The sequence below is a fragment of the Pseudomonas sp. TE24901 genome (assembly GCF_054058375.1).
Map to the genome: position 1 here is coordinate 662,746 of NZ_JBSSAF010000001.1, position 15,636 is coordinate 678,381.

At 56.9% G+C, this 15,636-nt stretch carries 13 protein-coding genes; 4 read left to right on the top strand and 9 right to left on the bottom strand.

Annotated features, from left to right (window positions below; genetic code table 11):
- Nucleotides 1–86 precede the first annotated feature (86 nt).
- From ACVWVP_RS03030 to rpmH, 9 genes are all read right to left on the bottom strand, one after another.
- The gene (locus ACVWVP_RS03030; protein WP_016970690.1) at nucleotides 87–959 is read right to left on the bottom strand and encodes a ParB/RepB/Spo0J family partition protein; all 873 of its coding nucleotides are present in this window, start codon (nucleotides 957–959) and stop codon (nucleotides 87–89) included.
- A gap of 9 nt (nucleotides 960–968) precedes the next feature.
- A complete protein-coding gene (locus ACVWVP_RS03035) occupies nucleotides 969–1,766 on the bottom strand; it encodes a ParA family protein (protein ID WP_176994571.1) in 798 nt (265 codons plus the stop codon).
- A gap of 18 nt (nucleotides 1,767–1,784) precedes the next feature.
- The gene (rsmG, locus tag ACVWVP_RS03040) at nucleotides 1,785–2,429 is read right to left on the bottom strand and encodes a 16S rRNA (guanine(527)-N(7))-methyltransferase RsmG (RefSeq protein ID WP_090401325.1); all 645 of its coding nucleotides are present in this window, start codon (nucleotides 2,427–2,429) and stop codon (nucleotides 1,785–1,787) included.
- A complete protein-coding gene (gene mnmG / locus ACVWVP_RS03045; protein WP_457404453.1) occupies nucleotides 2,426–4,318 on the bottom strand; it encodes a tRNA uridine-5-carboxymethylaminomethyl(34) synthesis enzyme MnmG in 1,893 nt (630 codons plus the stop codon). Before mnmG ends, rsmG begins: the two co-directional genes overlap by 4 nt.
- Nucleotides 4,319–4,869: 551 nt before the next feature.
- Nucleotides 4,870–6,240 (bottom strand): tRNA uridine-5-carboxymethylaminomethyl(34) synthesis GTPase MnmE, encoded by a 1,371-nt coding sequence (gene mnmE, locus ACVWVP_RS03050; RefSeq protein ID WP_259172450.1) that lies wholly within the window; start codon nucleotides 6,238–6,240, stop codon nucleotides 4,870–4,872.
- A gap of 79 nt (nucleotides 6,241–6,319) precedes the next feature.
- Nucleotides 6,320–8,002: a membrane protein insertase YidC gene (yidC, locus tag ACVWVP_RS03055; protein ID WP_457404454.1), complete on the bottom strand. Its 1,683-nt coding sequence runs from the start codon at nucleotides 8,000–8,002 to the stop codon at nucleotides 6,320–6,322.
- A gap of 2 nt (nucleotides 8,003–8,004) precedes the next feature.
- Nucleotides 8,005–8,250 (bottom strand): membrane protein insertion efficiency factor YidD, encoded by a 246-nt coding sequence (gene yidD, locus ACVWVP_RS03060; protein WP_003213574.1) that lies wholly within the window; start codon nucleotides 8,248–8,250, stop codon nucleotides 8,005–8,007.
- Nucleotides 8,243–8,650: a ribonuclease P protein component gene (rnpA, locus tag ACVWVP_RS03065; protein ID WP_457404489.1), complete on the bottom strand. Its 408-nt coding sequence runs from the start codon at nucleotides 8,648–8,650 to the stop codon at nucleotides 8,243–8,245. The genes yidD and rnpA overlap by 8 nt, the downstream gene beginning before the upstream one ends.
- A gap of 13 nt (nucleotides 8,651–8,663) precedes the next feature.
- Entirely contained in the window at nucleotides 8,664–8,798 is a 135-nt protein-coding gene (gene rpmH, locus ACVWVP_RS03070; RefSeq protein WP_003213577.1) for a 50S ribosomal protein L34, read from the bottom strand.
- 586 nt (nucleotides 8,799–9,384) lie between these two features.
- On the opposite strand from rpmH, the gene dnaA reads away from it, so the two are divergent.
- From dnaA to gyrB, 4 genes are read left to right on the top strand one after another with little or no spacing between them, the layout of a single operon-like run.
- The gene (gene dnaA, locus ACVWVP_RS03075) at nucleotides 9,385–10,902 is read left to right on the top strand and encodes a chromosomal replication initiator protein DnaA (RefSeq protein WP_178920920.1); all 1,518 of its coding nucleotides are present in this window, start codon (nucleotides 9,385–9,387) and stop codon (nucleotides 10,900–10,902) included.
- A gap of 38 nt (nucleotides 10,903–10,940) precedes the next feature.
- A complete protein-coding gene (dnaN, locus tag ACVWVP_RS03080) occupies nucleotides 10,941–12,044 on the top strand; it encodes a DNA polymerase III subunit beta (protein ID WP_176994578.1) in 1,104 nt (367 codons plus the stop codon).
- Nucleotides 12,045–12,064: 20 nt separating this feature from the next.
- A complete protein-coding gene (recF, locus tag ACVWVP_RS03085; protein ID WP_101265038.1) occupies nucleotides 12,065–13,168 on the top strand; it encodes a DNA replication/repair protein RecF in 1,104 nt (367 codons plus the stop codon).
- 4 nt (nucleotides 13,169–13,172) lie between these two features.
- Nucleotides 13,173–15,590, top strand: coding sequence for a DNA topoisomerase (ATP-hydrolyzing) subunit B (gene gyrB, locus ACVWVP_RS03090; RefSeq protein WP_176994579.1), 2,418 nt, complete (start codon nucleotides 13,173–13,175; stop codon nucleotides 15,588–15,590).
- Nucleotides 15,591–15,636 lie beyond the last annotated feature (46 nt).

A 15,636-nucleotide genomic window follows, 5' to 3' on the forward strand; every position in this document is an offset into this window, starting at 1 on the left:
AAATGCGCGCAGAGTATAGGGGCGGTTCAGCCCCTATTCAACTGTCGGGTAGTGTTTTCCGATCGCGCGCTACATAAGCAAATGTTTCAGCGGATGTGGGCAAGGACGCCCTGAAGCTCATCGAGTGAGTTATATCCGATCACCAATTGCCCTTTGCCTTTCTTGCCATGGCGAATTTGCACCGCAGAGCCCAGGCGCTCGGCTAGGCGCTGCTCGAGGCGCGCGATATCCGGATCAGGTTTGGCTGTTTCGACCGGTGCAGGTTTGCCGCTGAGCCACTGGCGAACCAGGGCTTCGGTCTGACGAACGGTGAGCCCCCGTGCGACAACGTGTCGCGCCCCTTCAACCTGTTGATTTTCGGGCAAACCGAGCAAAGCACGGGCGTGGCCCATTTCCAGGTCGCCGTGGGACAACATGGTCTTGATGACTTCCGGCAGAGCGATCAGGCGCAGCAGGTTGGACACCGTCACGCGGGATTTACCCACCGCCTCGGCCACTTGCTGCTGAGTCAGCTGGAATTCCTGCTGCAGACGCTGCAACGCAATCGCTTCTTCGATCGGGTTGAGGTCTTCGCGTTGGATGTTCTCGATCAATGCCATAGCGATGGCGGTTTCATCCGGCACGTCGCGCACCATGGCCGGGATGGTTTCCTTGCCGGCCTGCTGGCTGGCGCGCCAGCGGCGTTCACCGGCGATGATCTCGAAGCGCCCACCACCGATTGGGCGTACCACGATTGGCTGCATCACGCCCTGGGCCTTGATCGAATTGGCGAGTTCCTCCAGCGCCTGGGGGTCCATGTCTCGGCGTGGCTGATATTTGCCACGCTGGATCAGGTCCAGGGGCAGGTGCTGCAACTCGCGCTCGTCGGCCTGTACCGCTTGTTCTTCAAGCGACGTGACGGTCGGACCACTCAGCAGTGCATCCAGTCCACGTCCGAGACCTCGTTTCTTGACGGCCATGGGGATTCCTTAAGTTGGCTGGGCAGCAGCGGTGCGTGAGTTGCGGCGTTGGCGACGAACCATCTCGCCGGCAAGGGCCAGGTAGGCCAGTGCGCCACGGGATTGTTTGTCATACGCCAGCGCCGGCATGCCGTAACTGGGCGCTTCGGCCAAACGGATGTTGCGTGGGATCACCGTGTCGTACAACTGGTCGCCAAAGTGTTCCTTGAGCTGCGCCGACACATCGTTCATCAGGCTCAGGCGCGGATCGAACATGGTGCGCAAAAGACCTTCGATCTGCAGGTTCGGGTTGAGCAACTCGGCGATACGCTTGATGTTATCCACAAGGTCGCTCAGACCTTCCAGTGCGTAGTACTCGCACTGCATGGGGATAATCACCCCATCGGCGGCCACCAATGCATTAAGCGTGAGCATCGACAGCGACGGCGGGCAGTCAATCAAAATGTAATCGTAATTCTCGCGGATCGGCGCCAAAGCGCTGCGCAGACGGCTTTCTTTCATCTGCATTTCCAGCAGCACCACTTCCGCCGCGGTCAAGTCGCGGTTGGCCGGCAGCAGTTGATAACCACCGTGTTCGGAGAAGTGCATGGCCTGGGCCAGGTCGCACTCGCCAATCAGCAAGTCGTAGACCGAGTTTTCCAGGCCGTGTTTATCCACACCGCTACCCATGGTGGCGTTGCCCTGTGGATCAAGATCGATCAACAGCACCCGGCGCTTGGTAGCGACCAGGGATGCTGCGAGGTTGATGCAGGTGGTGGTTTTGCCCACGCCACCTTTCTGGTTCGCTATCGCGAATACCTTAGCCATTCTTGCTTGTGTTCCCAATCATGCCGTGCGGCGCAGTATCAGCAGATGGCGTTGGCCTTGGCAACCGGGTACGGCCAAGGCGTGTTCGCTATCGAGGTGGAAGTCTGCCGGCAATGCTAACAGCTCATCGCTTGGATGGACGCCCTTCATTGCCAGCCAGCGGGTGTCGCGGTCGCCCAGGTGGCGAGTCCAGTTGCTGAAGTTCTCCATGCTGCTGAACGCCCGGGAAACAATTCCGTTGAAAGGCTGTTCAGGCGTGAAGGCTTCGACGCGACTGTGGATAACTTGCAGGTTATCCAGCTTGAGTTCGAGTTTGACCTGGGTCAGGAAGCGGGTTTTCTTGCCGTTGCTGTCCAGGCAAGTCACTTGGGACTCGGGAAACAGGATCGCCAGTGGAATACCCGGCATGCCGCCTCCACTGCCCACGTCGAGCCAGCGGCCGTTTTCGATGAATGGCATCACGCTCAAACTGTCGAGCAAGTGGCGGGACACCATTTCGTCCGGATCACGCACGGCAGTCAGGTTGTAAGCCTTGTTCCACTTGATCAACAGGGCCAGGTAACCCAGCAGCAGTTCATGCTGGGCTGCAGTCAGGTCAACGCCCAACTGGCGCGCACCTGTGGATAACTCTTCGGCGTGTTGCGAGGTGACCAACGAACTCAAGCGCTTTGCTCCAACTGACGGCCCGCGCCGCGTTTTTTCAAATGAATCATCAATAGCGAAATGGCTGCCGGGGTGACGCCGGGAATACGTGAAGCCTGGCCCAGTGTCTCTGGACGAGTTATCCCCAGCTTGCTTTGAATCTCTTTCGACAACCCGGAAATCCCGGTGTAGTCGATATCCGCAGGCAGCTTGGTGTCTTCACTGGCGCGCAGACGAGCAATCTCATCCTGTTGGCGATCAATGTAACCGGCGTATTTGGTCTTGATTTCGACCTGTTCCGCGACCTGTGGATCTTGCGCGCCATTGCCTGTCACTTCGACCAGACCAGCGTAGTCGATTTCCGGACGAGACAGCAGGTTCAGCAAGTTGTATTCGTGAGTCAGCGGCGTGCCGAATTTTTCGGCGATCGCATCGCCCTGCTCCGTACCGGGGCGAACCCAGGTGCTTTTCAAGCGTTGTTCTTCCAGCTCGATGCTTTCGCGCTTTTTGCAAAAGGCAGCCCAACGCATGTCGTCGACCAAGCCCAACTCGCGACCTTTTTCGGTCAAACGCAGGTCGGCGTTGTCTTCGCGCAGGATCAGACGGTATTCCGCCCGCGAAGTGAACATCCGATACGGTTCCTGGGTACCCAGAGTAATCAGGTCGTCGACCAACACGCCGATGTACGCTTCATCGCGACGCGGGCACCAGCTGTCTTTGCCCTGGGCGCGCAATGCTGCGTTGGTCCCGGCCAGCAAACCTTGGGCACCGGCTTCTTCGTAACCGGTGGTGCCGTTGATTTGCCCGGCGAAGAACAGGCCGCCGATCACTTTGGTTTCCAGGCTGTACTTCAGGTCACGCGGGTCGAAGTAGTCGTATTCGATGGCATAGCCCGGGCGCACGATGTGGGCATTTTCCATACCGCGAATCGACTGCACGATCTGGATTTGCACGTCAAACGGCAAGGAAGTGGAAATCCCGTTCGGGTACAGCTCGTGGGTGGTCAAGCCTTCGGGCTCGATGAAGACCTGGTGGCTTTGCTTGTCGGCAAAGCGGTGGATCTTGTCTTCAATCGACGGACAATAGCGTGGACCAATACCTTCGATCACCCCGGAATACATCGGCGAACGGTCGAGGTTCGCAGCAATGATTTCGTGGGTGCGGGCGTTGGTGTGGGTAATCCAGCAGCTGACTTGTTTCGGATGCTGCTCTTTGGACCCCATGAACGACATCACGGGGATAGGCGTATCACCGGCTTGCTCGGTCATTACCGAGAAATCCACAGAACGCCCGTCAATACGCGGCGGGGTCCCGGTTTTCAGGCGGCCGACACGCAGCGGCAATTCACGCAGGCGTTTTGCCAGGGCAATCGAGGGCGGATCACCAGCGCGGCCGCCGGAATAGTTCTGCATGCCGATGTGGATAAGTCCGCCGAGGAACGTACCGGTGGTCAATACCACGGATTCCGCGAAGAAACGCAGGCCCATCTGGGTCACAACACCGCGCACCTGATCCTGTTCGACGATCAGGTCATCGGCGGCCTGTTGAAATATCCACAGGTTCGGCTGGTTTTCCAGGGTTTCGCGGACCGCGGCCTTGTACAGGATACGGTCGGCTTGAGCCCGAGTTGCGCGCACGGCCGGGCCTTTGCGGCTGTTCAGCACGCGAAATTGAATACCACCCTTGTCGGTAGCCATGGCCATCACGCCGCCGAGGGCGTCGATTTCTTTGACCAAATGGCTTTTGCCGATCCCACCAATGGCGGGGTTGCAACTCATCGCACCGAGGGTTTCCACGTTATGCGTCAGCAACAGGGTTTTTACGCCCATGCGTGCTGACGCCAGTGCTGCCTCGGTACCGGCATGACCGCCGCCGATGACGATCACTTCAAAACGGGAAGGGAAATCCACCACGCACCTCGTGCCTGCTTATGTAGGTAATCAGGAATTGTTTGTTGAAAGGGTTTTAGAGCTTTGGCGGCAAGTATAGGGACTTAGCCCTTCCTAAAGAACCCTTTGCACAAAATTTAACCAGCTGTGGATGAATCACAGACAATAGAAATTAAAAGAGAGAAATTTATTAAATCTTTGTTTTTATGTTTATTTCTACTGACCTACCTTTCTGTGGATAGATTTACACAGCCCTTTATTTACGTGGTGTACAGCGATTCAAAAGTCTGTGGTCATGTGCCAATGAGGCCCTTGGATAAGTGCTCTAAGCCTGTGGATGAAAGAGGTGGTTATCCACAGTCGGGTTTTTACTCAGGTTTCAGGCCCTGTTATCAACTGGGCACAGAGGCGGTTATTCACAGGGCTTAATCCACAGAAATTCACTTCCTGGGCCAAATGGCGTCCACGCGAATGCCTCCAAAGTCTTGGTGACGGAAGGAAAATTCGGGAGGTGTCGGGCGAAAGGGGGAGAACAGACAGGCACGAATGGCCTGTCTGTGGATAACGAAAGGTTATTTACCGATGCAAAAGCTGGAAAAGATCCGACCGAGCAAGTCATCAGAGCTGAATGCCCCGGTGATTTCCCCCAACAGTTGCTGTGCTTGACGCAGATCCTCGGCCAACAGCTCTCCAGCACCTGCCAGGGTCAGCTGCGCCCGACCGTGCTCCAACGCCGCGCTGGCGTGTCGCAGGGCTTCCAGGTGCCTACGGCGTGCACTGAAGCTGCTCTCCGAGGTCTGTTCGTATCCCATGCAGGCCTTGAGGTGCTCACGGAGCAATTCCAGGCCTTCGCCGGCCGCCTTGGCACTCAAGCTGATGGTGACATGCCCGTCCGCACTGGTTTCCATCGCGATGGCTTCACCGGTCAGGTCCGCCTTGTTGCGGATCAAGGTGACTTTGGCCGGGTCCGGCCTTTGCTCAAGAAATTCCGGCCACAATGCAAAGGGATCTACAGCCTCAGGCGCCGTGGCATCCACCACCAACAGCACGCGATCCGCTTCACCGATTGCCTTGAGCGCACGCTCCACACCAATTTTTTCCACCTGGTCATCGGTATCGCGCAAGCCGGCCGTGTCGACCACGTGCAGTGGCATGCCATCAATGTGGATATGTTCACGCAGGACGTCCCGTGTGGTGCCGGCAATCTCGGTAACGATCGCCGCTTCACGGCCCGCCAACGCGTTCAGCAGGCTGGATTTGCCCGCATTCGGCCTGCCGGCAATTACTACCGTCATGCCGTCACGCAACAGCGCCCCTTGGCCCGCTTCACGCAGGACGGTGGATAACTCGTCGCGAACCTTGTCCAGCATCGCCAGAACGTGACCATCGGCAAGAAAGTCGATTTCTTCTTCAGGGAAATCAATGGCCGCTTCCACATAGATGCGCAGGCTGATCAGTTGCTCGGTCAGGTTATGCACACGCAGGGAAAACGCGCCCTGCAGCGAGCGCAACGCATTGCGCGCTGCCTGTGAAGAACTGGCCTCGATCAAGTCGGCAATTGCTTCGGCCTGGGCCAGATCAAGCTTGTCATTCAGGAACGCCCGCTCGCTGAATTCCCCGGGCCGTGCCAGGCGGCAACCCAATTGCAGGCAGCGCTGCAGCAGCATATCCAGCACCACCGGGCCGCCATGGCCCTGCAGTTCCAGGACATCTTCACCGGTAAACGAGTTCGGCCCCGGGAAATACAGGGCCAGGCCCTCGTCTAATACGCTTTTGTCAGCATCCAGGAAAGGGCCGTAATGGGCATAGCGCGGCTTCAGCTCGCGGCCACTGATGGCCTGGGCCGCCACGCCTGCAAGCGGCCCGGAAATTCGAACGATACCGACACCGCCGCGACCTTGAGCGGTAGCGACAGCAGCGATGGTTTCACGAGGAGCGCTCATCAGCAGGTTCCAGAACAAAAGTGACGGAAAGCAAAACGCCCCACTAGGGGGCGTCTTGAGTGGTTATCCACAGAGTAATTTACGCCGCAGCTTTTTTGGTAGCCGCTTCGATTTTACGTGTGATGTACCACTGTTGAGAGATCGACAACACGTTGTTGACCACCCAGTACAGCACCAGACCAGCAGGGAACCACAGGAAGAAGAAGGTGAAGATGATTGGCATCATTTTCATGACCTTGGCCTGCATCGGATCCGGCGGAGTCGGGTTCAGTCGCTGCTGGATGAACATGGTCGCGCCCATGATGATCGGCAGGATAAAGAACGGGTCTTTGATCGACAGGTCAGTTATCCACAGCATGAACGGAGCCTGGCGCATTTCTACGCTTTCCAGGAGTACCCAGTACAGCGAGAGGAACACCGGCATCTGTACGAGAATCGGCAAGCAACCGCCCAACGGGTTGATCTTCTCTTTCTTGTACAGCTCCATCATGGCCTGGGACATTTTCTGCCGGTCATCACCATGTTGTTCTTTCAGAGCCGCCAGTTTCGGAGCCACGGCACGCATGCGCGCCATCGACTTGTAGCTGGCTGCCGACAGCGGGAAGAAGATCCCTTTGATCAGCATGGTCAGGAAGATGATCGAGAAGCCCCAGTTACCCACAATGCTGTGGATATGTTGCAGCAACCAGAAGATCGGCTGGGCAATGAACCACAGGATGCCGTAGTCCACAGTCAGTTCCAGGCCTGGGGACAACTCCTTGAGTACTGCCTGGCTTTTCGGGCCGGCGTACAGGGTAGCGCTGGTTTCAGCCTTGGCGCCTGGTGCCACGGTCAATGCCGGGCCAGTAAAACCAATGATGTAGTTGCCTTGGCTGTCTTTGCGGGTTTGCACCAGGTTGGCTTCACCCTTGTTCGGGATCCAAGCGGTCACGAAGTAGTGTTGCAACCAGGCAACCCAGCCACCTTGCACGGTTTCTTTCAGCGCGCCCTTGTCGATATCTTTCATCGACACTTTTTTGTACGGCTCGCTACTTGTCCACAGGGCGGCGCCCAAGTAAGTCGCGGTGCCGGTGGCAGTGCTGGAAGAAGGATCGGCGCTGTTGTCACGCTTCAATTGGGCAAACAGGTTGCCGGTCCATGCCTTGTCGCTTTCGTTGTCGATCAGATAAGTGACCTTCAAGTCGTACAAACCACGGGTGAAGCTGAAACGCTTGATGTAATTGACGCCGTCGAGGCTGAATTTCAGGTCGACGTTCAACTGGTTCTGGGCATCAGCCAGTTGGTAAGTCTTCTGTTCGGTCGAATAAACCGGACGACCGGTCGCACGTGCATCCGGACCGTTGGTGCCGGTCAGGCCACTTTGTGCCAGATAAATACGTTCGCCACCGTTATCGAACAGTTGGAACGGAACATCCGGGTGATCCTGACGACGTGGATACAGCGGCAGCTTCAGCTGGGCGATATCACCACCTTGTGGGTCGATTGCCAGGTCGAGCACATCCGTTTTTACGTGGATGAGGTCTTTATTGGTGATAACCGGCGTTTCAACTGGGGTGCTGGTATCGGCATTCGCGCTGGGTACATCGGCACTGGCGGAAGCATTGTTACCCAACGGGGTGTCCGGAATAGCCGGCGCAGCCTGATTGGTAGCAACATTCTGAGTCGGCAGGGCAGCCTGGCCATAGTCCTGGTTCCAATTAAGAACCATGACGTAGGACACGATTGCCAGGGCGACGATCAGGATCGTGCGTTTAATATCCATGATTACTCGGCCATCGAAGAAGAACGGGAGGTAGGGATAGGTGGAACCGGGTCATAACCACCGGGATTCCACGGATGACAGCGACCTAAACGACGAAAGGTCAGCCAGCCACCGCGCAGAAGACCATGATTTTCTATGGCCTCTAACGCGTAGCAAGAACAACTGGGGTAGAAACGACAGTGGTTGGCCATCAGAGGACTAATGGCGTAGCGATAAAACTGGATCGGAACGAGGGCCAGTTTACGCATCAAGGCTGTCTACCCCTACAGTTTCGGTGCTGACTGCTGGTGCTGGCTTGTGGGTACGCGCCAAACGTTTCCAGAGCTTGCCGAAATGCTGAATCAATTCGGGGTTTTCTACATCCCCCAAGCCTTTGCGCGCGACGATAACAATATCCCAACCAACCAGAGTGTCCTGGTGGAGGCGAAACGATTCGCGCATCAGACGCTTGAGGCGATTGCGCTCAACGGAGAGCTTTACGCTCTTCTTGCCAATCACCAACCCGAGACGGGGGTGATCAAGATCGTTGTTACGCGCAAGGAGCAGGAGATTTTTCCCCGGAACCTTGCCGGTGGGGGAGTCAAAGACTGCCTTGAAGTGCCGGGGGTTTAGCAGACGCTTTTCCCGACTGAAGTCCTGACTCACCACCAGTACCGGATTATCAAACTGCCAGACGCGCACGACCTTTGGCGCGGCGACGCGACAGGACTGCACGGCCGTTCTTGGTAGCCATGCGAGCACGGAAACCGTGGGTACGGGCGCGTTTGATGGTGCTTGGTTGGAAAGTACGTTTCATGGCGTTGTTACCTGGTTCGTCCACAACGGGCCGGAATGGCCCCCGTTTTAAGAGACCGGCGATTCTAGAGAAAGCAAGCCTCTAGGTCAATTTCCAACCAGCTTTTCCTTTAATTAGATCTCTAACGGTCAGGAAGCTCTTTTCTGTGTGCCTGCCTTTCATGTGCTTGGGCATAGATATAAAAATAAAGAAGGAAGTTATTTAAAGCTTTTCTGTAAAGCTTATAAAAGCTAGAGCACAGATCGTCTGTGGATAACTGCATTGAGGCTAGATTCTACGTGCTGTACAGAGAATGACAACTACGGGGGAAAACGGTGCTCTCCCTGTGCTGCGCTGTCGGATAAGCTGTGGGTGAAACAGGTTGTTATCCACAGGCCAGTTACCCACAGACTTTCGACCCCACTTGTACAACGAGCTCAGGCGCGCTTATCCACAGAGCTTATGCACAGACCATTGGTCGTATTTTTTGTGGTTAAGGCATTGATTTTGGGTGTGCTGTGAGCAACCTACATGTGGATAAGTGGGCGTCTCGCCGCTACAATGGCGGCTGTTTTTGCCTCACCGGCTTTCAACTTAGGGGATATCCGTGTCAGTGGAACTTTGGCAGCAGTGCGTGGAGCTTTTGCGCGATGAGCTGCCTGCCCAGCAATTCAACACCTGGATCCGTCCGCTACAGGTCGAAGCCGAAGGCGACGAGTTGCGTGTCTACGCGCCGAATCGTTTTGTTCTCGACTGGGTCAACGAGAAGTACCTGAGCCGCGTTCTCGAATTGCTCGACGAACATGGCAACGGACTCGCGCCTGCGCTTTCCTTATTAATAGGCAGCAAACGTAGTTCCGCACCTCGCGCCGCACCCAATGCACCGCTGGCTGCTGCTGCATCGCAAGCCCAGGTAGCGACCGCTCCGGTTGCCACCCCGCCTGCCCCGGCACCTGCGGCGTCAAAATCTGCTGCGCAGAAGAATGCTCCAGAGCACGAAGAGCCGTCCCGCGACAGCTTTGACCCGATGGCCGGCGCCAGCTCACAACAGGCCCCGGTGCGTGCCGAACAACGCACTGTCCAAGTCGAAGGCGCGCTCAAGCACACCAGCTATCTGAATCGCACCTTTACCTTTGAGAATTTCGTCGAAGGTAAATCCAACCAGTTGGCCCGCGCGGCTGCCTGGCAAGTCGCCGACAACCCCAAGCACGGTTACAACCCGCTCTTCCTTTATGGCGGCGTAGGCTTGGGTAAGACGCACTTGATGCACGCTGTGGGTAACCACCTATTAAAGAAGAACCCGAATGCCAAGGTCGTGTACCTGCACTCGGAGCGCTTCGTGGCTGACATGGTCAAGGCCTTGCAGCTCAACGCAATCAACGAGTTCAAGCGGTTCTACCGCTCCGTTGATGCCTTGCTGATCGATGACATTCAATTCTTTGCGCGCAAGGAACGTTCCCAGGAAGAGTTCTTCCATACCTTCAACGCCCTGCTCGAAGGTGGCCAGCAGGTCATCTTGACCAGTGACCGGTACCCGAAGGAAATCGAAGGCCTGGAAGAACGCTTGAAATCCCGTTTCGGTTGGGGCCTGACCGTTGCGGTCGAGCCGCCAGAATTGGAAACCCGCGTTGCGATCCTGATGAAGAAGGCCGACCAGGCCAAAGTCGATCTGCCACACGATGCGGCATTCTTCATTGCCCAACGCATTCGCTCCAACGTGCGTGAACTGGAAGGCGCCCTCAAGCGCGTCATCGCTCACTCGCACTTCATGGGCCGCGACATCACCATCGAGCTGATTCGCGAATCCCTGAAAGACTTGTTGGCGCTGCAAGACAAGCTGGTGAGTGTGGATAACATCCAGCGCACCGTGGCCGAATACTACAAGATCAAGATTTCCGACCTGCTGTCCAAGCGCCGCTCGCGCTCGGTCGCACGTCCTCGTCAGGTGGCCATGGCACTCTCCAAAGAGCTGACCAACCACAGCCTGCCGGAAATCGGTGATGTGTTTGGCGGTCGCGACCACACCACGGTCTTGCACGCGTGCCGCAAGATCAACGAACTTAAGGAATCCGACGCGGATATTCGCGAGGACTACAAGAACCTGCTGCGTACACTGACTACTTGATGACACCAGCGCAGCTTATTAAGGCAAGGGACTAGACCATGCATTTCACCATTCAACGCGAAGCCCTGTTGAAACCCCTGCAACTGGTCGCAGGCGTCGTCGAGCGCCGACAGACCTTGCCGGTGCTCTCCAACGTATTGCTGGTGGTCGAAGGCCAGCAACTGTCCCTGACCGGTACCGACTTGGAAGTCGAGCTGGTCGGTCGTGTACAGCTGGAAGAACCCGCCGAACCTGGCGAGATCACCGTACCGGCGCGCAAGCTGATGGATATCTGCAAGAGCTTGCCGAACGATGCGCTGATCGACATCAAGGTCGATGAAGCCAAATTGGTCGTCAAGGCCGGTCGCAGCCGCTTCACCTTGTCCACGCTGCCAGCCAACGATTTCCCGACGGTGGAAGAAGGCCCAGGCTCGCTGACGTGCAGCCTGGAGCAAAGCAAGCTGCGTCGTTTGATCGAACGCACCAGCTTCGCGATGGCCCAGCAGGACGTGCGTTACTACCTCAATGGCATGCTGCTGGAAGTGTCCGAAGGCATTATCCGCGCTGTGGCTACAGACGGCCACCGCCTGGCGATGTGCTCGATGCGCGCTGACATTGGTCAGCCTGACCGCCACCAGGTCATCGTGCCGCGTAAAGGTATCCTGGAGCTGGCTCGCTTGCTCACTGAACCAGAAGGCATTGTCAGCATCGTGCTGGGCCAGCACCACATCCGCGCAACCACCGGCGAGTTTACCTTCACTTCCAAGCTGGTCGACGGCAAGTTCCCGGACTACGAGCGCGTTCTGCCTAAAGGCGGTGACAAGCTCGTACTCGGTGATCGCCAAGCCCTGCGTGAAGCGTTCAGCCGTACTGCGATCCTGTCGAACGAGAAATACCGGGGTATCCGCCTGCAACTGGCCAATGGTCAGTTGAAAATCCAGGCCAACAACCCGGAGCAGGAAGAAGCGGAAGAAGAAGTGGGCGTCGACTACAACGGCGGTTCACTGGAAATCGGCTTCAACGTGAGCTACTTGCTCGACGTGCTGGGTGTGATGACCACCGAACAGGTTCGCCTGATTTTGTCCGACTCCAACAGCAGCGCCCTGGTGCAAGAATCTGATAACGACGACTCGGCTTACGTTGTCATGCCGATGCGCTTGTAATCATGCCCAGCAGAAGCTAGATGTCCCTCAGTCGCGTCTCGGTCACCGCGGTGCGCAATTTGCACCCGGTGACCTTCTCCCCCTCCCCCCGCATCAACATCCTCCACGGTGCCAACGGCAGTGGCAAAACCAGCGTGCTGGAAGCCATTCACCTGCTGGGGCTTGCTCGTTCCTTTCGCAGTGCTCGCCTGTTACCGGTGATTCAGTACGAACAATTGGCGTGCACAGTGTTTGGCCAGGTTGAACTGGCTGAAGGTGGGCACAGCGCCCTGGGGATATCCCGTGATCGTGGCGGGGAGTTTCAGATTCGTATCGATGGTCAAAACGCGCGCAGTGCGGCGCAGTTAGCGGAAATCCTGCCGCTGCAGTTGATCAACCCCGACAGCTTCCGCCTGTTGGAAGGCGCACCAAAAATCCGCAGACAATTCCTCGATTGGGGAGTGTTCCACGTGGAACCGCGTTTCATGGCCACTTGGCAGCGCCTGCAGAAGGCCCTGCGGCAGCGGAACTCATGGCTGCGGCATGGTACACTTGACGCCGCTTCGCAAGCGGCCTGGGACCGGGAACTGTGCCTGGCCAGCGATGAAATAGATGAATACCGACGCGCCTATATCAAAGCCTTGAAACCAGTCTTTGAGCAGACCTTGAGTGAGCTATTGGATCTCGAGGGGCTGACGCTGAGCTACTACCGTGGTTGGGACAAAGAGCGTGAACTGAGTGCGGTGCTCGCCACGTCCTTGCAACGGGATCAGCAAATTGGCCACACCCAGGCCGGACCCCAACGGGCTGACTTGCGCCTTAGACTAGGCGCACACAATGCCGCGGATATCTTGTCCCGTGGCCAGCAGAAGTTGGTGGTGTGTGCACTGCGTATTGCCCAGGGCCACCTGGTTAGCCAGGCTCGGCGCGGTCAATGTATTTATCTGGTGGATGACTTGCCGTCAGAACTCGACGAGCAACACCGCCGTGCGTTATGCCGCTTGTTGGAAGACTTACGCTGCCAGGTGTTTATCACCTGTGTAGACCACGAATTATTGAGGGAAGGCTGGCAGACGGAAACGCCAGTCGCTTTGTTCCACGTGGAACAGGGCCGTATCACCCAGACCCACGACCATCGGGAGTGAAGGCATGAGCGAAGAAAACACGTACGACTCGACCAGCATTAAAGTGCTGAAAGGTTTGGATGCCGTACGCAAACGTCCCGGTATGTACATCGGCGACACCGATGATGGTAGCGGTCTGCACCACATGGTGTTCGAGGTGGTCGATAACTCGATCGACGAAGCTCTGGCCGGTTACTGCGACGATATCAGCATCATCATCCACCCGGACGAGTCCATCACCGTGCGCGACAACGGTCGTGGCATTCCGGTAGACGTGCACAAAGAAGAAGGCGTTTCGGCGGCAGAGGTCATCATGACCGTGCTCCACGCCGGCGGTAAGTTCGACGATAACTCCTATAAAGTTTCCGGCGGTTTGCACGGTGTAGGTGTTTCGGTAGTAAACGCCCTCTCCGAAGAACTGGTATTGACTGTTCGCCGCAGCGGCAAGATCTGGGAACAGACCTACGTGCACGGTGTGCCCCAAGCGCCGATGGCCATCGTGGGCGACAGTGAAACCACCGGTACCCAGATTCACTTCAAGGCCTCCAGCGAGACCTTCAAGAATATCCATTTCAGCTGGGACATCCTGGCCAAGCGTATTCGTGAGCTGTCCTTCCTGAACTCCGGCGTAGGTATCGTTCTCAAGGACGAGCGCAGCGGTAAGGAAGAGCTGTTCAAGTACGAAGGTGGCCTGCGTGCGTTCGTTGAATACCTGAACACCAACAAGACTGCGGTCAACCAGGTATTCCACTTCAACATCCAGCGTGAAGACGGCATCGGCGTGGAAATCGCCCTGCAGTGGAACGACAGCTTCAACGAGAACCTGTTGTGCTTCACCAACAACATTCCGCAGCGCGATGGCGGTACTCACCTGGTGGGTTTCCGTTCCGCTCTGACGCGTAACCTGAACACTTACATCGAAGCCGAAGGCCTGGCCAAGAAGCATAAAGTTGCCACCACCGGTGATGATGCCCGCGAAGGCCTGACCGCGATTATCTCGGTTAAAGTACCGGACCCTAAGTTCAGCTCCCAGACCAAAGACAAGCTGGTGTCTTCCGAAGTGAAGACCGCAGTGGAACAAGAGATGGGCAAGTACTTCTCTGACTTCCTGCTGGAGAATCCGAACGAAGCCAAGCTGGTTGTCGGCAAGATGATCGATGCGGCACGTGCTCGTGAAGCGGCGCGTAAAGCCCGTGAGATGACCCGCCGTAAAGGTGCGCTGGATATCGCTGGCCTGCCGGGCAAATTGGCCGACTGCCAGGAGAAGGACCCTGCCCTCTCCGAACTGTACCTGGTGGAAGGTGACTCTGCTGGCGGTTCCGCCAAGCAGGGTCGTAACCGTCGCACCCAGGCCATCCTGCCGTTGAAGGGTAAGATCCTCAACGTCGAGAAAGCGCGCTTCGACAAGATGATTTCCTCCCAGGAGGTTGGCACCTTGATCACGGCGTTGGGTTGCGGTATCGGCCGCGAAGAGTACAACATCGACAAGCTGCGCTATCACAACATCATCATCATGACCGATGCTGACGTCGACGGTTCGCACATTCGTACCCTGCTGCTGACCTTCTTCTTCCGTCAGTTGCCGGAGCTGATCGAACGCGGCTACATCTACATCGCCCAGCCGCCGCTGTACAAAGTCAAAAAGGGTAAGCAAGAGCAATACATCAAAGACGACGACGCCATGGAAGAGTACATGACGCAGTCGGCCCTGGAAGATGCCAGCTTGCACCTGAACGACGAAGCCCCGGGGATTTCCGGTGAGGCGCTGGAGCGCTTGGTTAACGACTTCCGCATGGTGATGAAGACCCTCAAGCGTCTGTCGCGCCTATATCCGCAGGAGCTGACCGAGCACTTCATCTACCTGCCGGCCGTCAGCCTCGAACAGTTGGGCGATCATGCAGCAATGCAGGATTGGCTGGCCCAGTACGAAGTACGCCTGCGCACCGTAGAGAAGTCTGGCCTGGTGTACAAAGCCAGCCTGCGTGAAGACCGTGAACGTAACGTATGGCTGCCAGAGGTCGAACTGATCTCCCACGGCCTGTCGAACTACGTCACCTTCAACCGCGACTTCTTTGGTAGCAACGACTACAAAACCGTGGTGACCCTGGGCGCGCAACTGAGCACCCTGCTGGACGACGGCGCTTACATCCAACGTGGCGAACGCAAGAAGCAGGTCAAGGAATTCAAGGAAGCTCTTGACTGGCTGATGGCCGAAAGCACCAAGCGCCACACCATCCAGCGATACAAAGGTCTGGGTGAAATGAACCCGGATCAACTGTGGGAAACCACCATGGACCCAAGTCAGCGTCGCATGCTGCGCGTGACCATCGAAGACGCCATTGGCGCAGACCAGATCTTCAACACCCTGATGGGTGATGCGGTCGAACCTCGCCGTGACTTCATCGAAAGCAACGCATTGGCGGTTTCCAACCTGGACTTCTGATCAGACGAACCGGCAAAACAAAAAGGCCAACGCTTAGCGTTGGCCT

Bases quoted from the DNA above. Each gene is read 5' to 3' on its own strand.
- mnmE (WP_259172450.1), bottom strand. From the start codon at position 6,240: ATGAGCGCTCCTCGTGAAACCATCGCTGCTGTCGCTACCGCTCAAGGT.
- gyrB (WP_176994579.1), top strand. From the start codon at position 13,173: ATGAGCGAAGAAAACACGTACGACTCGACCAGCATTAAAGTGCTGAAA.
- dnaN (WP_176994578.1), top strand. From the start codon at position 10,941: ATGCATTTCACCATTCAACGCGAAGCCCTGTTGAAACCCCTGCAACTG.
- rpmH (WP_003213577.1), bottom strand. From the start codon at position 8,798: ATGAAACGTACTTTCCAACCAAGCACCATCAAACGCGCCCGTACCCAC.
- yidC (WP_457404454.1), bottom strand. From the start codon at position 8,002: ATGGATATTAAACGCACGATCCTGATCGTCGCCCTGGCAATCGTGTCC.
- yidD (WP_003213574.1), bottom strand. From the start codon at position 8,250: ATGCGTAAACTGGCCCTCGTTCCGATCCAGTTTTATCGCTACGCCATT.
- ACVWVP_RS03035 (WP_176994571.1), bottom strand. From the start codon at position 1,766: ATGGCTAAGGTATTCGCGATAGCGAACCAGAAAGGTGGCGTGGGCAAA.
- recF (WP_101265038.1), top strand. From the start codon at position 12,065: ATGTCCCTCAGTCGCGTCTCGGTCACCGCGGTGCGCAATTTGCACCCG.
- ACVWVP_RS03030 (WP_016970690.1), bottom strand. From the start codon at position 959: ATGGCCGTCAAGAAACGAGGTCTCGGACGTGGACTGGATGCACTGCTG.